This window comes from Cognatilysobacter terrigena (assembly GCF_004361065.1).
Classification (GTDB): domain Bacteria; phylum Pseudomonadota; class Gammaproteobacteria; order Xanthomonadales; family Xanthomonadaceae; genus Cognatilysobacter; species Cognatilysobacter terrigena.
Window position 1 is genome coordinate 50,188 of record NZ_SELT01000009.1, and the last position, 23,539, is coordinate 73,726.

Consider the following 23,539-nt stretch of genomic DNA (forward strand, 5'->3'; position numbering starts at 1 on the left):
ACCCCTTCCAGGAGCTTGGATATGCGAATCCTGCTGGTCGAAGACGAAGCCCCCCTCCGCGAGACCCTCGCCGCCCGGCTGCGGCGCGAAGGCTTCGCGGTCGACGCGGCCCAGGACGGCGAGGAAGGCCTCTACATGGGCCGCGAAGTGCCGTTCGACGTCGGCATCATCGACCTCGGCCTCCCCAAGATGTCCGGCATGGAGCTCATCCGGGCGCTGCGCATGGAAGGGAAGAAGTTTCCCGTCCTGATCCTGACCGCCCGCTCGAGCTGGCAGGACAAGGTCGAGGGCCTGAAGCAGGGCGCCGACGACTACCTGGTCAAGCCGTTCCACGTCGAGGAACTGCTCGCGCGCATCAACGCGCTCGTCCGCCGCGCCGCGGGCTGGAGCAAGCCGCAGCTCGAATGCGGTCCGGTGGTGCTGGACCTCGCCGCGCAGACGGTCACCGTCAACGGCAGCAACGTCGACCTGACCAGCTACGAGTACAAGGTCCTCGAGTACCTGATGATGCATGCGGGCGAGCTGGTCTCGAAGGCCGACCTCACCGAACACATCTATCAGCAGGATTTCGATCGCGACTCCAACGTGCTCGAAGTCTTCATCGGGCGACTTCGCAAGAAGCTCGATCCGGACGGCACGCTCAAGCCGATCGAAACGGTACGCGGTCGCGGCTATCGCTTCGCCATTCCGCGCAGCGGCGAGTAACGACGCCGCACCTACGCGACGTCACCGGTGCAACGCGCCGGGCTCGACCACGACGGTGTCGCCGCACATGCTGCGCCACCGTCGATCCCCGATGCTGAAACGTCGCGCATCCACCTCTATCCACATCGCCTTCGCCTGTCGCAATTCGCGCTGTATGCGTTTCGCATGGCAGTGGCCGGTTGAACGACGTTCGCGCATCATCGCGAGATGAGGATCGGACAGCCCCGCTCGTTGCAGACACGCCAGTTGCTGGCGGCGAGCCTGTTCCTGGTCGCGTTCCTCGCGTTGGCCGGCTACGCGCTCGATCGCGCGTTCCTCAAGACTGCGCGCGACAATCTTCGTGAGCGACTCGGAAGCTATGCGTTGTCGCTGACCCGCAACGGCGAGTTCGCGCGTGATGGCACGTTCGTGATGCTGTCCGACATGCCGGATGCGCGCTTCTCGCGCCCAGGTAGTGGCCTGTATGCCGAAGTCGTGTTTCCCAACGGGCATTGGGATTCCGAGTCGGCGCAGGGCCCCGGCCTGCCGCCCGCGCCCCTGCTTACACAGGGCGCGCGACGGTTCGAAGGCCCGCTGCCGATGCGCGAGATCGATGGTCGCACCGGCGAGGTCTATCGCTACGGGCTCGGCCTTGTCTGGTCGAGCGACGACTCCAATCGTGCCGCCGAATTTCCGTACACGATCTACATCTACGAAGGCACCGACGCCCTGCGCGAGCAGGTGGAGATCTTCCGCGCCGCGTTGTGGCGCTACCTCGGCGGCGCGGGCCTGTTGTTGCTCCTTCTGCAGGGCGTGATCCTGCGCTGGAGCTTGTTGCCGATGCGGCGCGTCATCGACGAACTCAAGCGCGTGCAGCGCGGACAGGCGTCGCGCATGGGCGAGCGCCATCCGCGCGAACTCGAACCGCTCACCGATTCGATCAACGCCTTCATCGAAAGCGAACGCGAAAACCTCGATCGCCAGCGCAACACGCTGGCCGATCTCGCGCATTCGCTAAAGACGCCGCTCGCCGTGCTGCATTCGCGCCTGGACGATCCGCAGATCGACGTCGAAGGCATGCGCGGCGAAGTGCGCTCGCAGGTGCAGCGCATGACCGACATCGTGTCCTACCAGCTCGCGCGCGCGGCAAGTCGCGGTCACGCGCTGTTCGCCGCGCCGATTCCGCTGGAGCCGCACGCCGAGCAGATCGTCACCAGTCTCGAAAAGGTCTACGCGGCCAAGGGCGTGCTCTGCGAATTCGAACTCGCGGAAGGCATGCAGTTCTACGGCGAACCGGGCGATCTGCAGGAACTGCTCGGCAACCTGCTGGAGAATGCGTTCAAGTGGGCGAAGTCGCGCGTGCTGCTGACGATCACGCCGATCGCCTGCGAGCAGAACCGTCGTCCTGGCCTGCTCATCGCCGTCGACGACGACGGCCCGGGCATCCCGCCGGAGAACGTCGCGCTCGTGCTGCAACGCGGAGTACGCGGCGACGAGCGCGTGCAGGGGCACGGCATCGGCCTGGCAATCGTGCAGGACCTCGTGCGGGCCTATCGCGGCGAACTCGAGGTGCGGAAGTCCGAGGAACTGGGCGGTGCGCGCTTCGAAGTAAGACTGCCGCCCGGGCTCTGACGGGCGCCTCCGCGCCGCACCGTTAGAATCGGCGGATGACGTTCCGCATCCGCGCCATCACCCTCGACCTCGACGACACGCTGTGGCCGATCGCGCCTGCGATCGACCGCGCCGAAGCGGCATTGGATGCATGGCTGGCCGCGAACGTGCCGCATGTCGCATCGCAATGGCCGCTGCACGTACGCCAGCGCCTGCGGTTGCAGGTCGACGCCGAGCGCCCGGACATGGCGCACGACATGACCGCACAGCGGCAGTGGATGCTCGAGCGCATGTTCGTCGAAGCGGGCGAAGATCCCGCGCTGGTGCATGACGCGTTCGAGGCCTACTTCGCCGCACGCTGCGAAGTCGAACACTATCCCGATACCGTCGACGCGCTGGAGCGCATGGCCGCGCACGTGCCGCTCGCGTCCGTGAGTAACGGCAATGCCTGCCTCACGCGCATCGGCCTGATGCCGCTGTTCCGCTTCCAGCTCGGCGCGCGCGAACACGGCGCGGCCAAGCCGACCCCGAGCATCTATCTCGAAGCCTGCGAACGCCTCGGCGTCGCACCGCACGACGTGCTGCACGTCGGCGACGACATCGAGCTCGACGTCGTGGGCGCCGCACGCGCCGGCCTTCGCACCTGCTGGATCGATCGTCGTGGCGAACACTGGCCGCGGCGCGACCTCCAGCCGGACCTGCACTTTCCCGATCTCGCCGCGCTGGCCGACTGGCTGGACGCGCACCTCGCAACGGAACACCACGCCGCATGAACCTGCCGACCGGTTTCGTCGCCTCGTCCGAGGCCGCACTCCCGCTGCGAATCGTCGACCGCGCGCGCACGCCGCAGTGGCGCGATGCGCTGCCGGCCGCCGCGCAGGCGTGGGTCGACATGCAGGCCTTCGACGCGACGCCGGGCACCGCGCTGGTCCTGCCCGGTAACGACGGTGCCGCGTCCTCCGCGCTGATCGCGATCGGCGATGCGTTCGATCCGTTCTCGTATGCGCACGCGCCTCGCGCGCTGCCGCTGTGCGACTGGTCGGTCGCCACCGCACTCGACGCCGCCGAGCGCGACGCGCTGCTGCTCGGCTGGGGTTTCGGCAGCTATCACTTCGGGCGCTATCGCGCGCCGCCGCGCGCGCCGGCGAATCTCGTCGTCGATGCGATGTCCGATGAGGTGCGTGACGTGCTCGCCGCGTGCTTCCGCGTGCGCGATCTCGTCAATACGCCGACGCAGCACATGGGGCCGGATGAGCTCGAACGCACCGTCTGCGAAATCGCCGAAGCGCACGGCGCGCGCATTCGTGTAGTGAGCGGCGACGATCTCATCGGCCAGAATTTCCCCGCGATCCACGCGGTCGGTCGCGCCTCGCACCGTGCGCCGCGCCTGATCCGCCTCGACTGGGGTGATGTGGCGCATCCGCACGTCGCCATCGTCGGCAAGGGCGTCTGCTTCGACACCGGCGGTCTGAACATCAAGACCGGCGACGGCATGCGCAACATGAAGAAGGACATGGGCGGCGCGGCGCATGCGATCGCGCTGGCCGAGCTCGTGATGGCGCGCCGCCTGCCGCTGCGCATCTCGTTGCTGGTGCCGGCCGTCGAGAATGCGATCGGCCCCGATGCGTTGCGACCCGGCGAAGTCATCGCAACGCGCCTCGGTGTGCACGTCGAAGTCGACAACACCGATGCGGAAGGACGCATCATCCTCAGCGACGCGCTCACGCACGCCGCCGAGGACAAGCCCGTGCTGCTGATCGACTTCGCAACATTGACCGGTGCCGCACGCGTTGCCCTCGGCCCCGATCTCCCCGCGCTCTACGCGAACGACGAAGCACGCGCCGCATCGCTGCTGCAGGCGAGCAACGAAACGCGCGATCCGCTGTGGCGCATGCCGCTGTGGCGGCCGTACTGGCGTTACCTGGCGAGCACGGTCGCGGATTTCGCGAACAGCGGCCCGTCGCGCATGGCCGGCAGCGTCACCGCCGCGCTGTACCTCGAACGCTTCGTGCCCGCGCAGCAGCCGTGGCTGCACATGGACACGTATGCGTGGAACGATGTGGACCGCCCCGGCAAGCCCGCCGGCGGCGAAGCGCAGGGTCTGCGCGCCGTGTATGCGATGTTGCGGAGCTTCACGGCGTAACGTCGCGCTACAACCACCCCTTCTGCCGCGCCAGGCGATACGCCTCGACGCGGTTCGCGGCGTTGAGTTTGCCGATCGCTTCGGACAGGTAGTTTCGGACGGTGCCGGACGACAGGTGCAGCTGCGCGGCAATGTCGTTGGCAGTGAGGCCTTCGCCGGCGAGGCGTAGCACCTGTCGTTCGCGGTCGTTGAGCGGGTCGGCTTCGGACCATGCATCGACGGCGAGTTGCGGATCGATCGCGCGGCCGCCCCGATGCACCTGGCGAATCGCTTCGGCGAGCTGTTCGGCCGGTGCGTCCTTCAGCACGTAGCCGCCGACCCCTGCATCGAGTGCGCGACGCAGGAAGCCGGCGCGCGCGAACGTCGTCGCGATGACGATGCGCACGGGCAGTTCGTGGCGACGGATGCGCTGCGCGAGTTCGAGGCCGGTGAGGCCCGGCATCTCGATGTCGGTGACGAGGACGTCCGGCTTGAGCCGTTCGACTTCGCGCCACGCGGTGACGCCATCCGGTGCCGCAGCGACCACTTCGATGTCGGATTCGAGCGCGAGCAGCGCGGTCAGCGCGCCGCGCACCATCGCCTGATCCTCGGCGAGGAGGACGCGGATCATCGGGCGTGCAGCGGCTTCGGCATGCGCGAACGGTAGCAGACCGGATTCACGCAGCGCGCGCGTCGTCGATATCCGGTTCGGGCAACGTGGCCGCAGGCTTGGGCAGCGGAACGCAGGCTTCGAGGCGCGTGCCGGCCGACGAGGATTCGATCCGCAGCTTGCCGCCCAGCGCTTCGACGCGTTCGCGCATGCCGGAGAGTCCGTTGCCCGGCGTGATCGCACCGCCGCGGCCGTCGTCGGCGATGCACAGCTTCACCTCGCGCGGCGTCGATGACAGCGTGACTTCGGCGTGCCGTGCGCGCGCATGGCGCTGGATGTTGGTCACCGCTTCGCGCACGGTCAGCGCGAGCACGGTTTCGATCTCCGGCGACAGCGTGACGGGTGCGAGCGCGTACTGAAGTTCGATGGCGTCGGACTCGAGCAACAGGCGCGCAGAGGCCAGTTCTGCGCCGAGTCCGGCCGCGCGAATACCCGTGACCGCGCTACGCACCTGCGTCAGCGCTTCGCGCGCAACGCGCGAAACCTCGTCGAGTTCACGACGCGCGGACGCCGGATCGCGATCGACGAGCTTGCTCGCGAGTTCGGACTTGAGCGCCACCAGCGACAGCGTATGACCGAGCAGATCGTGCAGGTCGCGGCCGATGCGTTCGCGTTCGGCGAGCGCTGCGAGGCGGCGCACTTCGTCGTGGCTGAGCTTGAGGGCGCTGTCCGCCTGTTTGCGGCGGATGTAATGCACGTTCATCAGGCCGACGACGAGGCCGACGACGACCGCGTTCAGCACGTAGATCCACGGCAGGTGCAACGCGATCCAGTACGCCGAATACGTCGCGACCAGCACCACCATCGCGATGATCGCCGCACGCGGACGGAACGCGAAGGGAAGGTAGGCGCAGGCGTAGATGATGTAGCCCTGCCCACCGGGATTCCATGGTGTCAGCGCGAAACCGAGCGCCGCGATGGCCAGCGACACCGGCAAGGTGCGCCGGCAGTCACCGTAGTGGATGTACGCGAACAGGCCGAGGAAGATCGCGTAGCTGCCGAGCGTCGGCCAGAGCCAGTGCGGGAACGCGCCGGGCGCTTCGGTCAGCGGGACCAGGAAGATCCACATCGACCACACCAGGTTGAGCCACGATTGCCAACCCGTGCCGATCTGCGTGACCTGGATGATCGACCTGCCGCCGTCGTCGCGTTTCGTGTTCATGCCGCCCGCCCCGTGAGTGCGCCCATGATGCCGCCTTGTGCCTCAGCCGCGCGCCAGCCGGCGACGCGCGGCAACGAAGAACACCGTCGCGTAGAGGGCGAGCACGAGCGCATGCAGGCCGACTGCGCCATCCGACTTCGCGCCCACCGTCGCCAGCGCGATCTGCGACAGGTGATACGCCGGCCACAGCGGTGCGATCTTCGCGATGAAGCCGGGCAGCATCGACAGCGGCATCCACAGGCCGGCGAGGAACGCCATCGGCAGGTAGGTCATGTTGACCACCGCCGGCGCGCCCTGGCCCGACACCACGCTGCCGATGAACAGCCCGATCGCGCAGAACGGAAGCACGCCGAGCAGGTCGACCAGCACCAGCGACACCGCCTGCGATGCGGTGAGCGATACGCCGGCGACGGTCAGGCCGATGGTGAGCAGCAGCAGCGAGATCGCCGTGGCGAACAGCATCGCCATCGCCATGCGCGACAGCAGGACCGCGCCGGCCGGCACCGGTTGGGCGCGCTTGAGCGTCAGGAAGCCGCGCTCGCGATCCATCGCGATGGCGACGCCGAAGCCGAAGAGGCCGGGCGCCATCACGCCGAACACGCCGTAGGTCGCGAGCAGGTAGGTGGCGACGTCCGGGCCGCCCTTGTGGTTGAGCAGCACCGCGAACAGCACGTAGAACATCGGCGGGAAGACGAGCGTCGGCACCGCGAAGGACGGCGAACGCAGCAGGCGCAGGAATTCGTTGCGGCCTTCCAGCCAGTAGGCGCGCAGCGCGTTCGGGCGCGCGGGCAGGGCGACGGTGTTCATGCGGCCTCCTTGGTGATTTCGACGAATGCATCGGCCAGGCCGGCGCGGGTGACTTCGAGGTCCGACAGCGTGGGATCCTCGGTGAGAAGCCGGTAGACGACGGCTTCGACCGCGTCCGCGACGATCTCGAGGCGTTCGCCGTCGTGCGTGGCGGCAAGCACGTCGGGCCATGCGGCGATGGCCGCGGTGTCGAGCGACGACACGCAGCGCACGCGACGCTGCGAAACGCGCGAGCGGATCTGCGCCACGCTGCCCTGGGCGACCACGCGCCCGCCATTGATCACGACGACGCGATCGGCGAGTGCTTCGGCTTCCTCGAGGTAATGCGTGGTCAGCACCACGCCGGTGCCGTCGGCGACCAATTCGCGGATCGCCGCCCACAGCTTCTGCCGCGCGTCGATGTCCAAACCGGTCGTCGGCTCGTCGAGGAACAGCAGCTTCGGACGCCCGCAGATCGCCATCGCGAACTGCACGCGACGCTGCTGGCCGCCGGAGAGCCGCCCGTAGCGACGCTCGAGCAACCCGTCGAGACCGGCCAGCGCCACGCAGTCGGCGATGCTGCGCGGGTTCGCGTAATAACTGCGCGTCACTTCGATCAGTTCGCGCACCTTGAGGGTGTCGGGGATGCCGGCCGACTGCAGCATCACGCCGACCTGCCGGCGCGCCTCGACCTCGTGCGGGTCGCGATCGAACAGCAGCACGCGGCCGTCGTCGGCGGAGGTCAGCCCGAGCATCAGGGCGATGGAAGTGGACTTGCCGGCGCCGTTCGGGCCGAGCAGGGCGAGCAGCTCGCCGCCGCGGACCTCGAGGTCGAGGCCGTCGAGCGCAAGGACGTTGCCGTAGCGCTTGCGGACGCCGGCCAGGCGGGCGAGCGGCGAGAGCGTGACCGTGGAACCCATGACGCATCTCCGGTGGAAGGTGGCGCCACGATGCGCCGCGTCCCGCGATCGCGGCAGTCGCGGGTGTCAGGAATTCCACGTGACAACCGTCAGGTGACGCGGCCCCGCCCCCGCCGTAACCTGCGCCCCATCGTCGCCCTTGGGGCATGCCGGCCGGAGCCGGTCATGCGGGCGACATCCCTCTGTCGTAATGGAACGCGATGAACACGTCCGCTGACCTGCTCAAGGAACTCCGCATCGACCGCAACGCCGCGCCGCCGCCGTCGCCGAGCCGGCGCGGGCGGTGGATCGGCCTCGCGATCGCCGGCGTGGTGCTCGTCGGCGGCGGGATCGCGTTCGCATTGACGCGCGGAAACGCGGGGCCGGAAGTGCACGTCGCCGAAGTCACCGCGATCGGTGCGAACGGCGGCAACACATCGGTGCTCGACGCGACGGGTTATGTCGTGGCGCGTCGCATGGCGACGGTGTCGGCGAAGATCACCGGCAAGGTGCGCGAAGTGCGCATCGAGGAAGGCCAGCACGTGCCCGCGGGTTACGTCATGGCGACGCTCGATCCGGTCGACGCCGACGCCACCCGCGCACTCGCGGGCGCGCAGGTCGAGGCGTCGCGCACGCAGATCGCGAACGTGCAGGCACAGCTGCGCGAAGCCGAGGCGAACGTGCGCCGGCTCTCGTCGCTGGTCGGCCAGCAGCTCGTGTCGAAGGCGCAGTACGACCAGGCGATCGCGCAGCGCGATGCCCTGCGCGCGCAGCTCGCGAGTGCGCAGCGCGGCACGCAGGTGTCGAGTGCGAACCTGCGGATCGCCGAGAACGGTGTCGACAACACTGTCGTGCGCGCACCGTTCGCGGGCGTCGTCATTGCCAAGGCCGCGCAGCCGGGCGAAATCGTGTCGCCGCTGTCCGCGGGCGGCGGCTTCACGCGTACCGGCATCGGCACGATCGTCGACATGGATTCGCTGGAGGTCGAAGTCGACGTCGGCGAGGCCTACATCGGTCGCGTCAAGCCGGGCATGCCGGTCGAGTCCGTGCTCAACGCGTATCCGGACTGGAAGATTCCATCGGAAGTGATCGCGATCATTCCGACCGCCGATCGCAGCAAGGCGACGGTGAAGGTGCGCATCGCGCTCAAGCAGAAGGATGCGCGCATCGTCCCGGATATGGGCGTGCGCGTGAGCTTCCTCGAACGCGAGCAGCCGGCCGCGCAGAACCGCGTGCCGGCCGTGCTGGTGCCGTCGGCCGCGATCGTCGATCGCGACGGCAAGCAGGTCGCGTTCGCCGTCGAAGGCGACGACACGAAAGCGACCGTGAAGCGGCGCGAACTCAAGGTCGGTCGCACGCTCGGCGACGACCGCGAAGTATTGACGGGACTCAGCGGCGGCGATCGCGTCGTGCTCGAGCCCGGCGACACGCTCACCGACGGTGCGCGCGTGCGCATCGCCAAGGACAACGCGGACGGCGCGTCCGAATAACCCATCGCAACGGTCACAGGGAGTGGTGTCATGACGTTGGATCTGCAACAGGCCCAGGCCGACATGCGCCGGGCGTACTACGGCGGCGCGACCGGCATGGTGGCCTCGTCCATCGCGTGGTTCGCGGCAGGCTGCGTCGCGCTGCGCGGCTTGGCGGATACCGCGGTGTGGACACTCTTGATCGCGGGCCTCTTCATCTTCCCGGCGTCGGTGCTGCTGTCGAAGCTCGTCGGCCGCAGTGGTGCACACGCGAAGGGCAATCCGCTCGGCATGCTCGCTGGCGCGACGACGTTCTGGCTCGTCTTCAGCCTGCCACTCGCATACGCCGCGTCGCGCCTGCACGTCGAATGGTTCTTCCCGGCGATGCTGCTCGTCATCGGCGGCCGCTACCTCACGTTCGACACGCTCTACGGCGAACGCCTGTACTGGCCGTGCGGCCTCGCGCTCGCCGCGGCGGGCTTCGCGCTCGGCCGCGTGTTCATGACGCCGTCGATCGCCGCGTTCACCGGCGGCGCGATCGAAGCCGGCTTCGCCATTGCCATCGCGCTGCGCGAACAACGCGCCGCGCGCCTCGTCACCGCCTGATCCACGCATTCCAGCAGGAGATCGCCATGTCGTCGCTCGTCAGCATCCGAGGCCTGCGCAAGACCTACCAGCGCGGCGCCGAACGCGTCGAAGTGCTCCACGGCATCGACCTGGAGATTCCCGAGGGCGACTTCGTCGCGCTCATGGGCCCGTCGGGTTCGGGCAAGTCGACGCTGCTCAACCTCATCGGCGGGCTCGACACGCCCACCGGCGGCGAAGTCGAGATCGGCGGTCGCCGCATCGACACGCTGCGCGCCGGCCAGCTCGCCAACTGGCGCAGCGACAACGTCGGCTTCGTGTTCCAGTTCTACAACCTGATGCCGACGCTCACCGCGCAGAAGAACGTCGAATTGCCGCTGCTGCTGACCAAGCTCAACGCATCGCAGCGTGCGCGCAACGCGGCGATCGCCCTGCAACTCGTCGGCCTCGCCGATCGCGCCAAGCACAAGCCGAACGAGCTCTCCGGCGGCCAGCAGCAGCGTGTCGCGATCGCCCGGGCGATCGTCTCCGACCCGACGCTGCTGATCTGCGACGAACCGACCGGCGACCTCGATCGCCAGTCCGCCGAAGAAATCCTCGCGCTGCTGCAGACGCTCAATCGCGACCACGGCAAGACCATCGTGATGGTGACGCACGATCCGAAGGCCGCGGACCACGCGCGTCGCACCGTGCACCTGGACAAGGGCGTGCTCGTCGCCGAGCCGGCCTACGCGCACTGATCCCGTCGCGGCGCATCCGCGCCGCCGCCTCCGCACCGCGGAGCCTTTCGACGAATCGAAGAGGCGGTCATGAAATACCTGCATCTCATCTGGGCTTCGCTGTTTAGAAGCCGCACGCGCACGCTGCTCACGTTGCTGTCGGTGTTCGTCGCGTTCTTCCTGTTCGGCATGCTTGATTCGGTGCGTGTCGCCTTCAATTCGGGCGGCGACGTGACCGGCGCGAATCGCATGGTCGTGGCCTCGCGTCTGTCGATCACGCAGATGCTGCCGTACCGGCTCGATCCGCAGATCGCGTCGATCCCGGGCGTGCGCAAGTCGTCGTACGCCGCATGGTTCGGCGGTATCTACCAGGATCCGAAGAACTTCTTCCCGAACTTCTCGGTCGGGCCGGGCTATCTGGACCTCTATCCCGAGTTCAAGCTCTCGCCCGCGCAACGCAAGGCGTGGGACGCCGATCGCCAGGGCGCGATCGTCGGCGAAGCCCTCGCGAAGAAGTTCGGCTGGAAGGTGGGCGACACCATTCCCATGCAGGCGACCATCTTCCCGACCAAGGGCAGCAATGACTGGTCGTTCAAGCTCGACGGCATCTTCCGCATCGACGACGTCAAGCGGAAGGGCCAGGAACAGGTGATGTTCTTCCACTGGAACTACTTCGACGAGGCCAACGACTACGTCAAGGGCCGCGTGGGCTGGTACATCGTGCAGGTCGAGAATGCGGGCGTGTCGAACCGCGTCGCCAAGTCGATCGACGCCCTGAGCGCGAACTCCGACCACGAAACCAAGACGCAGACGGAAGAAGCGTTCAACCAGTCGTTCGCCAAGCAGATCGGCGACATCGGCCTGATCGTCACCGCGATCATGGGCGCCGTGTTCTTCACCCTGCTGCTGCTTACCGGCAACACGATGGCGCAGGCGGTGCGCGAGCGCATTCCCGAACTCGCGGTGCTGAAGACGATCGGTTTCCAGGACCGTACCGTGCTCGCGCTCGTGCTGTTCGAGTCGATCCTGCTGGTCGCGATCGGCGCGATTCTGGGCCTGCTGTTTGCGCCGGCGGCGATGCAGGTCGTGAGTCGCGGCAGCGGCGGTTTCATCGCCCTGCCCGATCGCCTGCCGCCGGAGAGCTGGACGATGGGTCTCGTGCTGATGCTGCTGTTCGGCGTCCTCGCCGGCCTGCTGCCCGCCCTGCGCGCCATGCGCCTCAACATCGTCGACGCCCTGGCCGGGCGCTGAGGAGGACACGTCATGCGCAAGAATCGATTCCTTGAACGCGCCAAGCGCGCACTGGCGAACTTCGGCGTGGTCCTCGCGCTCGTCGCCGGGCTCGTGGTGTGGATGTTCCTCTCGTGGCCCATGGTGCTCGGCCTCGCCGTACTCGCCGCGCTGTGGTTGTTCTTGACGCGCAGCGGTCGCCTCGCGCTCGCGGCCGCGCAGGTCGGCATCGCCGGCCTGCCGCAACGCCTCGGTGCGTCGTCGGTGATCGTGGTCGGTATCGCCGGCGTGGTCGGCGTGCTCGTCGCGATGCTCGCGATGGGCGAGGGCTTCCGCGCGACGCTCGCGAGCACCGGCGGCAACGACACCGCGATCATCCTGCGCGGCGGTTCGCAGGCCGAGACCAACTCGGTGATCACGCGCGACCAGGTGCCGCTGCTGCAGTCGCTCGACGGCATCCAGCGTGGTCCGGACGGCCGCGGCCTGATTTCGCCCGAGCTGTCGCAGGTGGTGAACCTGCCGTCGAAGGCCGATGGCACCGACTCCAACGTGCAGTTCCGCGGCGTCGGTCCGGCAGCGTGGCAGGTGCGTCCCAAGCTCAAGATCGTCGAAGGCCGCAAGTTCAATCCGGGCCTGCGCGAGGTCGTGGTCGGCCGCGGTGCGCAGAGCCAGTTCCGCGGGCTCGAGGTCGGCAACAAGCTCAAGCTCGCGCAGCAGGAATGGACGGTGGTCGGTGCGTTCCAGTCCGGCGATTCGCACGACTCGGAACTGTGGGCGGATGTCGACGTGCTCGGCCCTGCGTATCAGCGCCAGGCTTTCCAGTCGGTGACGGCGAAGCTCGACGGATCCGGCGGGTTCAAGCGCCTCAAGGCGGCGCTCGCCGCCGACCCCCGCCTCAAGCTCGACGTGCTCACGACGCACGACTATTACGCCAAGCAGTCCGAGAACCTCACCAAGCTGATCAACATCCTCGGCAAGGTGATCGGCGCGATCATGGCGCTGGGCGCGATCTTCGGTGCGCTCAACTCGATGTATGCGGCGGTGTCGGGGCGTGCCCGCGAGATCGCGACGATGCGCGCACTCGGCTTCCGCGGCCTGCCGGTCGTCACCGCCGTGATGCTGGAGACGATGCTGCTCGCGCTCGTCGGCGGCGTGATCGGCGCGCTGGTCGCGTGGCTGCTGTTCAACGGCCACTCGGTGTCGACGCTGGGCAATAACTTCAGCCAGGTCGTGTTCCAGTTCCGCGTCTCGCCCGAACTGCTGTGGACCGGCCTGAAGTGGGCGCTCGGCATCGGCCTCGTCGGCGGCCTGTTCCCCGCGCTGCGTGCGGCGCGGATGGAAGTGACGGACGCGTTGCGCGCGCAGTGATGTCGAAGCTTCGCGAGCGGATGCGCATCGCGCAGGACTATGAGCTCGCGCTTGCGGGTCATGCTGGGCAGGCAGAGTCGTCGCCACCGGCTCCGCTTGTCGCGCGCTACCGGTTGCCGGGTGTCGAAGCGCTGGCGCTGATCGTGATCGGGGGCCTGTTCCTGCTCCCGATCCCCTCCGACGTTGCGCACCATCGCTTCGGCATGATGGCGGTCAACGCCGCCGTCGCCGGACTTGGCCTTTACGGCGCGTGGCATCTGTTCGCGCGAGCCTCGCGGTCCGCTCGTCCCGCGATCCTCATGGATTCGACGGGCATCGAGACGCGGCGCTCTCGTGTCGCTTGGAGCGACATCGTCGGCATCGCGGTGCAGTCGTCGTATTCGCGTTCTGGTGAGCGGTGGTATCTGAACCTGCTGGTGCGCGATGCGACGGCGAAGGACGGTTTGCGCCTGCGGCCGATCACGCTGTCGGGCGTGGATCAGGAACCGGACGAGCTGTATCTCCGCGCACGTGCGTTCCGCCGCACCGTCCAAGCGCCGTGGCTTCCCTCTTGGATCGGGCATGCACCGCTACAAGCGGTGCATGGGCAACTGACCGAAGCCGAACGACGGGCGGCGCGGCGTTCCGGACCTCCGCAGATTCCGTCCGACGCCTGATCGCTCGACCAGCGCCTCCGGTCAGGCCGCCGGCTCTTGCTCCGCGGCCGCCGGCTTCGACGCCCGCGCCTTCGACAGCGTGATGATCACCACGCCCGAGAGGATCACCGCCATTGCGCCGACGTCCTGCATGGTGAAGTGCTCGCCGCCGAGCAGTGCGCCGAAGACCACGGCCAGCGGCGGGTTGACGTAGGCGTAGCTCGTCGCGAGCGCCGGGCGCACGTGGTGCAGCAGCCAGATGTAAGCGGTGAAGCCGAAGATCGAACCGGCGACGACGAGGTAGAGCATCGCGAACGTCGATGACGTGCTCGGCACCGCGGCGAAGCGCTCGCCGTGGATCAGTGCGGCGACGAGCATCCAGCCGCTGCCCGCGATCATCTGGCCACTCGCGGCCATGAAGGGTTCGGGCAGGTCCTGGTCGCGGCTCCAGATGGAGCCCCACGCCCACGCGATCGGCGCGATCGTCAGGCAGACGAGGCCGAGCGTCGATCCGCGCAACGCGCTACCGGCGTTGAGCCAGACGACGCCCAGGAAGCCGACCACCAAGCCGATCCATTCCACGCGCGACGGATGGCGCCCACGCAGCATCGCGAACAGGCCGGCGAACAGCGGCATCGAGGCGACCGCGATCGCCGCGAGGCCGGAACTCACCTGCGTCTCCGCGAGGTTCACGAAGCCGTTCGACAGCAGCACCATGAAGATCGACAGCACGATCAACGTTCGCCATTGCTTCACGGTCGGCCCCGGCGTACCGCGCAGGCGCAGCACGATGAACATCAACAGGCCCGCGATGAACATGCGGCACGCGCCGAGCAGGAACGGCGGATAGCCCTTCAGCGCGAAGCGGATGGCGAGATAGGTCGAGCCCCACAGCACGTAGAGCGAGGCGAGGGCGGCGGCGACGGCGAGCGGCGACGCGGTGCGCGCGGCAGGGGCGTGCATCGGGTGGGATCCGGGAAGAGCCGCGGCGCGGCCGACCCGTACAGCCTATCGCCTGCGACGCGGCGCCGTCCGTGCCGAACGTTGGATCACCGTGTTGCGCGGCGTCAGTAGCCGGTGCCGGCCTCCTCGATCACCTCGTCCTCGTAGTCGGCGAAGCGATTGAGCTCGACGCGATCGAGCCGGAACTTCTGCGCGGCCGCGGAGAACTCGAGCAACGACAGGATGCGCTGCGGTTCGCGCGCCCAGGGTGGTACGTAGGTCGCGCGGCCGATCAGGCCCGCCTGCTGGTAGGGCGCGAGGTTGATCGCATCGCCGGTGGTGACGCGCCCGACGACCAGCATGCGCAGCAGTTCCGCGCGGCCTTCCTGCAGGGCCTTGCGCACGAACAGGTGGGTGATGAAGAGACCTTCGAGATACGCGCCATCCTTGGTGAAGCAGACGCGCCCGTGCACGTCGCCGCCGCGGAAGATGCGCGACGCGCTGCGGTAGCTCTCGACGTCGCTTTGGCCGGCATCGAGGAAGCCCTTGAACACTTCGATGAAGTCCGCGCCTTCGAGTGCGCGCTGCACCATCACCACGCGCAACGCGATGCGACGCAGGCGCACGATGTCCATCGCGCCGGTCACGCATTCGGCGAAGGTGGCGAGGCCTTCCTGCGCGCGCGTCGTGCGCGGTGCGCCAAGGCCCAGCACCTTGAAATAAGGTTGGTGCTTGCCGTTGAGCGAGGTCGCGGTGTGGATGAACGCCTCGTGCTCGAGCAGCTGGTCGAGGTCGGCGTCGGAGAACACAGCGGTCGCACGCAGCTTGATCTTCGTGCTGCTCGCGGTCGCCTTCGACGACAGCGTCGCATCGAGCACGACCTCGACCCGATCGTGGGTAAAGAATTCGCCGATGCGCTCGCGCAGATGCTCCGCGAACACCTCCGCGTTCATCGCGCACTCCACCGGCGGCAACAACTGGCGATCGATGAGATCGTCCGTGATCGTCAGCACCTCGCGTGCGCCATCGGCATTGCTTGCGTCCTGGCTGCGATAACGCACGTCGGGTCGGCCGTAGAGCAGCACCGAGCACCGGGTGAATCCGGGTTGCCCGATCTGTTCGAGCATGCGCGCGGCGACGCGATAGCTCCACGCGGTCTTGAACAGCCAGTTGCCGATCGGATGGCCGCGATCGAGGCCGTGCATGATCGTGTCGAGCGCATCGAGTTCGGCGTCGAGCGGTACGGGAACCGTCGGCGGTTTCGGCAGTTGCGGGCGCCCGGCGTTCCACGCGTCGAGGAACGTCGTCTCCATTTCGGCCGGCCAGCCGATCGCCTGCAGCACCTTGATGTTGCGCGCGACCTTGCACAACGCGCGGTCCGCATCGAACAGCGATTGCAGGCGCGGATCGGTGTCGGTGCGGACGGCGGATGTCGTGCCCACGTGGCGTCTCCATGCGTGCGCGCACGCGTTCGCACCCCGCGTGCGATGCATGCGTCGCCCAGTCGTGCATCGCATTAGGCGCGCATCGCGCGGACCTGCCTATTGCCTCTTGGTGCAGCGACCGGGCGGCGCTATGGCGCACGCGCTGCGCGCGGTCGCTTGCGATGCACGAACCGTCGAGTCAGACGTTGCGCCACGTCGCGACTCAGCTTCATGAGCGGCTGCAGCGCCAAGCGTCCATTGAGCGGCAGGTGGGGTGACCGCTAAGGTGGCGTCAACGCGTAGTGAAGGCTGAAGGCCGCCGGGAGTTCTGTTGTCGATGATGTTCGAAGCGATCCGACCGTTCGACGAGGTCCCGTCACATGCGTGCTGGCTGCACGACCTTCGCAACATGGTCAGCACCGCGAGCGTGGCGGCCCGGATCGGCCGCGAACTCGTCCATGACGACGCCGCTTCGGCGATCGAACTCCTGCGCGAAGCCGAAGCGGCGCTGCAGCAGTGCCGGGAGCTCCTGGCCAATGGTGCCGAGCATGTGCGCGCCGACGGCGAGCCCGCTGTGCCCACGCTCTTGCCGCCGCTAGCCGAACACCGTCGCGACGGCGACAGCAGCGCTCTTCGCGACGGTTGAACCGCGCTACGCCCGCTCGCGTTCGAGCACGCGCTGCTTGAGCGGCAGTCCCCAGCGATAACCGCCGAGCGAGCCATCACCGCGCACGACACGGTGGCACGGCACGACGATCGCGAGCCGATTACCCGCACATGCACGCGCCACTGCTCGCGCACCGCGCGGCGCACCGAGTGATTGCGCGAGTTCCGCATAGCTGCGCGTCTCGCCCTTCGGGATACGCATCAGCGCATCCCACACGCGCTTCTGGAACGCGGTGCCGATGAGATCGAGTTCGACCTCCGACGCCAGGCCCGCGAGCGCGTTCGCGACCGACTGCAGGCGCGGCGCGAGATAGTCGTCGCGGCCGTCGTCCACGCGCTCCAGCGTTGCGTGCGGAAATTCGTGGCGCAGCTTCGCTTCCAGTGCGGCTTCGTCGTCGCCGAGTTCGATCGCGCAGATGCCGCGTTCGGTCGCGGCGACGAGCGCACGCCCCAGCGCGGTGTCGATCACGCTCCAGCGCACCGCCTCGCCGGCACCGCCGCGGCGATAGCGCGACGGCGCCATGCCGAGTCGCGCCGCGCCCGCTTCGTACACGCGGGACGGTGAGCCATAGCCCGCATCGACGATCGCGGTGGTGACATCGACCCCGTCGCGCAACGCCTGCTTGAGGCGGCCGAGCTTGCGCTGCGCGAGGTAGTCCGCGGGGCTCAGGCCGAAGCGCGCGGCGAAGCGGCGCTGCAGGTGCGCCGGGCTCCAGCCGACGGCATCGGCCAGCTGCTGCAGCGTGGGCTCGCCCGCGTCGAGGAGGTCGCGGGCGCGGTCGAGTTTGTTGGTGGCGCGATCCATGGCCTCAACGATAACGGGCGCCCGAAGGCGCCCGCTATCCGTTTGTTGCGATGTCCGCTCGACGTCAGTCGGCCCAGTGGCCCGGGCTGCGCGCGGTCGGCAACACCTTGGCCGACAGCTGGCGATCGGCGTTGAGCAGGCTCACCGCGTCGCCGAGGATCGATGCGGCCTCACGCAGCAGCGGGTCCGGACGCTTGTCGGCGAGCTTGTCGCGCTGCGCATCCTTCGCGATGTCGCGCTCGTTCGCCTGCAGGCCGTCGTCGTTGTCGTCCGCGAGCGGATCCAGCGAGAGACCGAGCTTGGCGCGTTCGGCCTGGCGCAGCTTGCGCTTGGCTTCCTCCTGGTCGCGTTCGCCGCGGCGTTCGGCCTCGTTGAGCGAGATCGACTTCTCCGCGCGTTCCTTGCGGAACTGTTCGACGTCCTGGCTCCACCACTGGAACTCGGGATCCGTCGTGATGCGCTGCTCGTGATGCGTGAGCAGCGTCGGCAGGATCGGACGGAAGTCGCCGTACGTGGTGTGCGGCACCGCGGCGATGCGCGCCCACGGCAACGCGTTGTCGTACGTGCTCTCGCCGAACTCCGTCGCATCGACCGACGCCGGGAACGCGATGTCGGGCACGACGCCCTTGTGCTGCGTCGAGCTGCCGCTCACGCGGAAGAACTGCTGCACGGTGAGCTTGACCTGGCCGAAGCGCGCCTGTTCGTTCGCCGGCCAGCGGTCGAGGTCGAGCAGCGTCTGCACGGTGCCCTTGCCGAACGTGGTCTCGCCGATGACGAGGCCGCGACCGTAATCCTGAATCGCGCCCGCGAAGATCTCCGACGCCGACGCCGAACCGCGATTGATCAGAACCGCGAGCGGGCCTTCCCACGCGATCTGCTTGTCGTCGTCGCCGTTCACCGTGACGCGGCCACCGGATTCGCGCACCTGCACGACCGGGCCCTGGTCGATGAAGAGACCCGTGAGTTCGATCGCTTCGTCGAGCGAGCCGCCGCCGTTGTTGCGCAGGTCGAGCACGACGCCATCGACATGCTGCTGCTGCAGTGTCTGCAGCAGCTTGGCGACGTCGCGCGTGGCGGAGGCGAAATCCTTGTCGCCGCGACGGCGTGCGTCGAAGTCCTGGTAGAACGCCGGCAGCTTGATCACGCCGATCTTCTGCGCGGGCTTGCCGTTCGCGGCCGGCACGTCGATGGTCTCGGCCTTCGCAGCCTGGTCTTCGAGGCGCACGCGATCACGCACGATGTTGACGCGCATCGGCTTGGAATCGAGCGGCGATTCCGCCGGCACGACATCCAGGCGCACCGTGGTGCCCTTGGTGCCGCGGATCTTCGCGACGACATCGTCGATGCGCCAGCCGACCACGTCTTCCATGGGGCCGCTCGTGCCCTGGCCGACCGCCATCACGCGATCGCCCGGCTTGACCTTGCCGGTCTTCGACGCCGGACCGCCCGCGACGATCTCGCGGATCGCGACGACGTCGTCCTGCTTCTGCAGAACGGCGCCGATGCCTTCCAGCGTGTTCGACATCGTCAGGTTGAAGTTGTCGGCGCTGCGCGGGGTGAAGTAATCCGTATGTGGATCGACCGCGTTCGCATACGAGTTGAGGAAGGACTGGAAGACGTCCTCGCCCTTCAATTCGCCGATGCTCTGCGCGAGGTTCGCGTAGCGCTTGTCGAGCGTCTTGCGGATTTCATCGGGCTGCTTGCCGGCGAGCTTCAGGCGCAGCCAGTCGTTGCGCACCGACTCCTTCCACAGCGTGTCGAGCGCAGCGGAGTCGTTGGCCCACGGCACGTCCTTGCGGTCATACTGGAACTCGTCCTTGCCACTGAAATCGAAGATGTTCTGCTTGAGCAGGTTGCGTGCGTACTGCGCGCGCGCCGTGGCGTTCTGGCGGTACGCCGCGAAGATCGCGTAGGCCGGGCTCAGGTCGCCGCTCTTGATCGCGTCGTCGAGCTTGTCCTTGTACGCGTCGAACTTCGCGACGTCCTGCGCCGTGAAGAACTGCTTGTTCGGATCCAGCGCTTCGAGATAGCGCTTGTAGATGTCGGCGCTCAGCGCGTCGTCGAGCGCGCGCGGGCGGTACGCGTAGCGACTGTCCGACAGCAACCCGTAGACCAGCTTGGCCGCGGTGGCCTGGTCCTGCGTGGGCGCGTTGGGAATCGCGTTGGACGCACTGTCGGGACGCGCGAGCAGCGCGACCGGCGCGGTGAGGAGGAGGGCGAGCAGAGAGGTCTTGAGCTTCATCGGAACCGGGCGTGGGGACGCCGATCAGGTCCGGCGGATCGCCGGGGGTACCACGGTGGATGCGGTTGAGACCGCAGCCCAGTGCCGAAAGTTGCACGGGCCTTCGACCGCATATGAGCGCGACAGGGGGTGCAGCGCAAGTCGTATCGGGCGCCCGTCGCCCCGCGTTCAGCCGGACTTGCGGGCACCGTCACCCAGCGGCCGTGGCGGTCGGCGGGCGTTCACGACTATGCGCCGCCGGGGCGGCAATGCGGCGTGGAGACGCGCGACGCAGCGTGTCGCGCGCGGGACGGGTCAGGCCGTCTCGACGACGCCCGCTTCGGCCGCCGAGCGATCGGCGTGGTACGACGAGCGCACCAGCGGGCCGGACGCGACGTGGTGGAAGCCCAGCGCGTAGCCGAAGTCCTCCAGCTGCTTGAACTCGTCCGGCGTCCAGTACTTCATCACCGGGTGGTGGTGCGGCGTCGGCTGCAGGTACTGGCCGATCGTGACCATGTCGACGTCGTGCGCGCGCAGGTCGCGCAGGGTGTTTTCGACCTGCTCCATCGTCTCGCCGAGGCCGAGCATCACGCCCGACTTCGTCGCGACATCGGGGTGCTGCGCCTTGAAGCGCTGCAGCAGCGTCAGTGACCACTGGTAATCCGCGCCCGGACGCACGTTCGGATACAGGTCCGGAACCGTCTCGATGTTGTGGTTGAACACGTCCGGCGGATTCGTCGCGAGGATCTCGAGCGCGCGATCCATGCGGCCCTTGCCGCGGAAATCAGGCGTCAGCACTTCGACCTTCGTGCGCGGCGAATGCTCGCGGATCGCCGCGATGCAGTCGACGAAATGCTGCGCGCCGCCGTCGCGGAGATCGTCGCGGTCGACGCTCGTCACCACGACGTAGCGCAGGCCCATGTCGCGCACGGTATGCGCGAGGTTGAGCGGTTCGTTCGGATCCGGCGGCTTGGGTCGGCCATGCGCGACGTCGCAGAAGCTGCAGCGGCGCGTGCAGACCTCGCCGAGGATCATGAAGGTGGCGGTGCCGTGGCCGAAGCACTCGTGGATGTTCGGGCAGCTCGCTTCCTCGCACACGGTGACGAGGCGGTTCTCGCGCAGCTTGGCCTTGAGGTTCGCCACCGCGTTGCCCGACGGAATGCGCACGCGGATCCACGACGGCTTGCGCAGCACCGGGGCGTCTTCGAACTTCACCGGGCTGCGGCCGATCTTGTCGCCGCCCAGCTGCTTGGCGCCCTCGACCAGCGAGGACGCGCTCTCGACGACGGCAAGGGGAATGGTGCGGGACTCGGACATGGCAGCGGCCGGTGGGGAGCGATCCGGCGCGCGGCCGGAGGTGCATTGTCCCGCGCCCGGGCGGCGAACGCCAAAACGCGCGGGAAACGGTGGAGCAGCGCTGGCGGGACGGCGGCGGCGTCAGGCCGCCGCGCTGGAGAAGTCGGGTACGGGTGCCGTGGCGGTCGACAGGCCGAACTGGCGGGCGAGATGCTCGATCAGGCGGGTTTTGACGACCTCCAGCGACGACGGCCCGCCGAGGTCGGCCATGCTCGTCACCTGCAGGCCCGCATAGCCGCAGGGATTGATGCGGCGGAACGGCTCCAGGTCCATCGCGATATTGAAGGCGAGGCCGTGGAAGGTGCAGCCGTGGCGTACGCGGATGCCGAGCGCGCCGATCTTGGCGTCGTTGACGTAGACGCCCGGCGCGCCGTCGCGACGCACCGCGTGGATGTTCCAGTCGGCCAGCGTGTCGATCATCGACTGCTCGACCTTGCAGACGTACTCCTTCACGCCCACCTTGAGCCGGCGCAGGTCCAGCAGCGGATACAGCACGATCTGGCCGGGGCCGTGGTACGTCACCTGGCCGCCGCGATCGACGTGGATCACCGGGATGTCGCCGGGCATCAGCACGTGCTCGGGGTTGCCGGCCTGGCCGAGGGTGAACACCGGATCGTGCTCGACCAGCCAGAACTCGTCGGGCGTCGACTCGTCGCGCGCGTCGGTGAAGGCCTGCATCGCGCGCCAGACCGGCTCGTACGGCTGGCGGCCGAGGTCGCGGACGAGGGCCGTCGGTACGCCGGCGGACGTTGCCGGGGGCTCGGCGACCGCGCAGGCCTCGCTCACAGCGTCCACTTCACTTCCGGGTGGTCGCGCAGCAGCCGATGCGCGCGCTCGTGCTCGTCGCGGTTGTTCGCGCGGAAGCGGATGCGCACCGACACGTACTTGCCGTTCGATGACGCCTTCCAGCTCACGTCCTCGTGGATGAGGTCGACGCCGGCTTCGGTCAACAGGCGCGGCAGCGCGACCTCGAGCCCGGCCTCGGCCGGACCCATCGCGGACAGCTCGAACTCGCCGGGAAACTGGAAGCCGTGCTCGGGGTTGTCGGAATGGATGTCCATGCGCGGATTATGGGGACGCGGGCGTCGCGACCCAATGCGTGCGTCGGAAACGACGACGGCCGCCCGGAGGCGGCCGTCGCGGAAAGCGCAATCGGGGTCAGTGCGACATCTGCAGCAGCATCGACGACACCCAGCCCTTGTTGCCGAATTCGTCTTCGACCTGCCACATGGCGCCCTGCTTCTCGCCGGTCGGGTACAGCATCATGCCGACATCCAGGCTGCGGACGACCTTGCCCTTGCCCGCGGGATCGCTGAACAGGCGGGCGGGCTTGGCGACGGTGACGGCCTGCGTCGCGTTCGCCGCACTGGCGTTGGCCGGCAGGCCGCCGAGCTGCGACACCACGTCGTTGTAGGCCTGGAGGTAGGCCAGCGTGATCACCTGGCCGACTTCCGTGTTCGCGTAGCCGCCGGCGCCGAGGCCGCCGAGGCCGGAACTGCCGAACAGCACGCCGTTGCCCGACCAGCCGAGGTCGGTCTTCTTGGCGTTGCCTTCGGCCATCGCGACCTGCTCGGATGAGCGCACGTCGGTCACGGTCAGCACGACGTTCGCGGTCTTGCTCTTCAAGTTCAGCCCGCCGATCGCGGCACCGGCGCGGCCGCCGACGAGCCCGCCGAGCAAGCCACCGATATTCGCGCCGCTGGCGTTGTTGTTCGCGTTGACGAGGTCCGGAACCATCACGTAGTCGGCGGCCTTGATCTGGCCCTTGCCGATGTTCGAACGGTTGCGCAGCTCACCGCTCGAGGCGAGGTCGCGTTCGCGCATCGCCGCGTTCATGCCGGCGCCGCGGTCGACCAGCGTGAAGCAGCGCGACTTGGCGACGAACAGCTTGATCAGCTTGCTGGGCGCTTCGAGCTGCTGGCCGGTCCACCAGTTGGTCGCGTCCTCCGGCTCCAGCACCGAGATCGTGCCGAGCGGACGCGCGCAGGTCGGGATCTGTGCGGTCTGCTGCTTGCGCATCTCGTCGACGTTGGCCGCGACGGCGGGCAGTGCGGCGAGAGCAAGGGCGGCGAAGAGGGCGGTGGTCCGTACGGTCATGGCATCGAGCATCCTGGCGGTGAGGTCATCGGCGCGGCGCGCCGGCCGCCAGCATAGCGGCTGTACGCGCACCGTCGATCGGCTAGTC

Annotated in this window: 24 protein-coding genes; 11 read left to right on the top strand and 13 right to left on the bottom strand. The window is 68.2% G+C overall.

The annotated features are described in order from the left end of the window. Positions 1–21: 21 nt before the first annotated feature. Positions 22–705 carry a response regulator transcription factor gene (locus EVS83_RS07340; RefSeq protein ID WP_133500390.1) on the top strand — a complete coding sequence of 228 codons (684 nt, stop codon included), beginning with the start codon at positions 22–24 and terminating at the stop codon, positions 703–705. Between the two features lie 21 nt (positions 706–726). Here the strand turns inward: EVS83_RS07340 and EVS83_RS15870 are convergent, their stop codons facing one another. Then, positions 727–906: a hypothetical protein gene (locus tag EVS83_RS15870; RefSeq protein ID WP_208108708.1), complete on the bottom strand. Its 180-nt coding sequence runs from the start codon at positions 904–906 to the stop codon at positions 727–729. A 6-nt stretch (positions 907–912) separates the two neighbouring features. Here EVS83_RS15870 and EVS83_RS07345 point away from each other — a divergent pair, with 6 nt between their 5' ends. From EVS83_RS07345 to EVS83_RS07355, 3 genes are read left to right on the top strand one after another with little or no spacing between them, the layout of a single operon-like run. Then, positions 913–2,316 (top strand): ATP-binding protein, encoded by a 1,404-nt coding sequence (locus EVS83_RS07345; protein WP_133500391.1) that lies wholly within the window; start codon positions 913–915, stop codon positions 2,314–2,316. Between the two features lie 35 nt (positions 2,317–2,351). After that, on the top strand, positions 2,352–3,068 hold the full coding sequence (locus tag EVS83_RS07350) for an HAD family hydrolase (RefSeq protein WP_133500392.1): 717 nt from the start codon (positions 2,352–2,354) through the stop codon (positions 3,066–3,068). Further along, positions 3,065–4,438, top strand: coding sequence for a leucyl aminopeptidase family protein (locus EVS83_RS07355; RefSeq protein WP_133500393.1), 1,374 nt, complete (start codon positions 3,065–3,067; stop codon positions 4,436–4,438). The genes EVS83_RS07350 and EVS83_RS07355 overlap by 4 nt, the downstream gene beginning before the upstream one ends. Before the next feature lie 7 nt (positions 4,439–4,445). On the opposite strand, the gene EVS83_RS07360 is transcribed toward EVS83_RS07355, so the two are convergent. From EVS83_RS07360 to EVS83_RS07375, 4 genes are read right to left on the bottom strand one after another with little or no spacing between them, the layout of a single operon-like run. Then, complete coding sequence (locus tag EVS83_RS07360; protein WP_133500394.1) at positions 4,446–5,048, bottom strand: response regulator transcription factor; 603 nt, start codon at positions 5,046–5,048, stop codon at positions 4,446–4,448. Positions 5,049–5,094: 46 nt separating this feature from the next. Continuing rightward, the gene (locus EVS83_RS07365) at positions 5,095–6,249 is read right to left on the bottom strand and encodes a sensor histidine kinase (RefSeq protein ID WP_133500395.1); all 1,155 of its coding nucleotides are present in this window, start codon (positions 6,247–6,249) and stop codon (positions 5,095–5,097) included. A gap of 42 nt (positions 6,250–6,291) precedes the next feature. Then, positions 6,292–7,056 carry an ABC transporter permease gene (locus tag EVS83_RS07370; RefSeq protein WP_133500396.1) on the bottom strand — a complete coding sequence of 255 codons (765 nt, stop codon included), beginning with the start codon at positions 7,054–7,056 and terminating at the stop codon, positions 6,292–6,294. Then, positions 7,053–7,955, bottom strand: coding sequence for an ABC transporter ATP-binding protein (locus tag EVS83_RS07375; RefSeq protein WP_133500397.1), 903 nt, complete (start codon positions 7,953–7,955; stop codon positions 7,053–7,055). The genes EVS83_RS07370 and EVS83_RS07375 overlap by 4 nt, the downstream gene beginning before the upstream one ends. Before the next feature lie 200 nt (positions 7,956–8,155). On the opposite strand from EVS83_RS07375, the gene EVS83_RS07380 reads away from it, so the two are divergent. From EVS83_RS07380 to EVS83_RS07405, 6 genes are all read left to right on the top strand, one after another. Further along, entirely contained in the window at positions 8,156–9,424 is a 1,269-nt protein-coding gene (locus tag EVS83_RS07380; protein WP_133500398.1) for an efflux RND transporter periplasmic adaptor subunit, read from the top strand. Positions 9,425–9,454: 30 nt separating this feature from the next. After that, the gene (locus EVS83_RS07385) at positions 9,455–10,009 is read left to right on the top strand and encodes a DUF7010 family protein (RefSeq protein ID WP_133500399.1); all 555 of its coding nucleotides are present in this window, start codon (positions 9,455–9,457) and stop codon (positions 10,007–10,009) included. Between the two features lie 26 nt (positions 10,010–10,035). Next, positions 10,036–10,728, top strand: a complete 693-nt coding sequence (locus tag EVS83_RS07390; protein ID WP_133500400.1) for an ABC transporter ATP-binding protein — start codon at positions 10,036–10,038, stop codon at positions 10,726–10,728. 69 nt (positions 10,729–10,797) lie between these two features. Continuing rightward, positions 10,798–11,958 (top strand): ABC transporter permease, encoded by a 1,161-nt coding sequence (locus EVS83_RS07395; RefSeq protein WP_133500401.1) that lies wholly within the window; start codon positions 10,798–10,800, stop codon positions 11,956–11,958. 12 nt (positions 11,959–11,970) lie between these two features. Continuing rightward, the gene (locus tag EVS83_RS07400; RefSeq protein WP_133500402.1) at positions 11,971–13,305 is read left to right on the top strand and encodes an ABC transporter permease; all 1,335 of its coding nucleotides are present in this window, start codon (positions 11,971–11,973) and stop codon (positions 13,303–13,305) included. Then, the gene (locus EVS83_RS07405) at positions 13,305–13,961 is read left to right on the top strand and encodes a hypothetical protein (RefSeq protein WP_133500403.1); all 657 of its coding nucleotides are present in this window, start codon (positions 13,305–13,307) and stop codon (positions 13,959–13,961) included. The genes EVS83_RS07400 and EVS83_RS07405 overlap by 1 nt, the downstream gene beginning before the upstream one ends. 21 nt (positions 13,962–13,982) lie before the next feature. Here the strand turns inward: EVS83_RS07405 and yedA are convergent, their stop codons facing one another. Together yedA and EVS83_RS07415 are read right to left on the bottom strand one after the other, a co-directional pair. Further along, on the bottom strand, positions 13,983–14,903 hold the full coding sequence (yedA, locus tag EVS83_RS07410) for a drug/metabolite exporter YedA (protein ID WP_133500404.1): 921 nt from the start codon (positions 14,901–14,903) through the stop codon (positions 13,983–13,985). Between the two features lie 104 nt (positions 14,904–15,007). After that, a complete protein-coding gene (locus tag EVS83_RS07415) occupies positions 15,008–16,324 on the bottom strand; it encodes a tyrosine/phenylalanine carboxypeptidase domain-containing protein (RefSeq protein ID WP_166636826.1) in 1,317 nt (438 codons plus the stop codon). A 391-nt stretch (positions 16,325–16,715) separates the two neighbouring features. On the opposite strand from EVS83_RS07415, the gene EVS83_RS07420 reads away from it, so the two are divergent. Continuing rightward, on the top strand, positions 16,716–16,952 hold the full coding sequence (locus EVS83_RS07420) for a hypothetical protein (RefSeq protein ID WP_208108709.1): 237 nt from the start codon (positions 16,716–16,718) through the stop codon (positions 16,950–16,952). A 6-nt stretch (positions 16,953–16,958) separates the two neighbouring features. On the opposite strand, the gene EVS83_RS07425 is transcribed toward EVS83_RS07420, so the two are convergent. The 6 genes from EVS83_RS07425 to EVS83_RS07450 form a co-directional block, all read right to left on the bottom strand. Next, positions 16,959–17,777 (bottom strand): methylated-DNA--[protein]-cysteine S-methyltransferase, encoded by an 819-nt coding sequence (locus EVS83_RS07425; protein ID WP_133500407.1) that lies wholly within the window; start codon positions 17,775–17,777, stop codon positions 16,959–16,961. Positions 17,778–17,841: 64 nt separating this feature from the next. Continuing rightward, on the bottom strand, positions 17,842–20,019 hold the full coding sequence (locus EVS83_RS07430) for a carboxy terminal-processing peptidase (protein ID WP_133500408.1): 2,178 nt from the start codon (positions 20,017–20,019) through the stop codon (positions 17,842–17,844). Positions 20,020–20,313: 294 nt separating this feature from the next. After that, positions 20,314–21,315, bottom strand: coding sequence for a lipoyl synthase (lipA, locus tag EVS83_RS07435; RefSeq protein WP_133500409.1), 1,002 nt, complete (start codon positions 21,313–21,315; stop codon positions 20,314–20,316). Positions 21,316–21,435: 120 nt separating this feature from the next. After that, positions 21,436–22,149 (bottom strand): lipoyl(octanoyl) transferase LipB, encoded by a 714-nt coding sequence (gene lipB / locus EVS83_RS07440; protein WP_133500410.1) that lies wholly within the window; start codon positions 22,147–22,149, stop codon positions 21,436–21,438. Then, positions 22,137–22,415 carry a DUF493 family protein gene (locus EVS83_RS07445; protein ID WP_133500411.1) on the bottom strand — a complete coding sequence of 93 codons (279 nt, stop codon included), beginning with the start codon at positions 22,413–22,415 and terminating at the stop codon, positions 22,137–22,139. The genes lipB and EVS83_RS07445 overlap by 13 nt, the downstream gene beginning before the upstream one ends. A gap of 97 nt (positions 22,416–22,512) precedes the next feature. After that, on the bottom strand, positions 22,513–23,451 hold the full coding sequence (locus EVS83_RS07450) for a CsgG/HfaB family protein (protein WP_246022815.1): 939 nt from the start codon (positions 23,449–23,451) through the stop codon (positions 22,513–22,515). Positions 23,452–23,539: the final 88 nt, after the last annotated feature.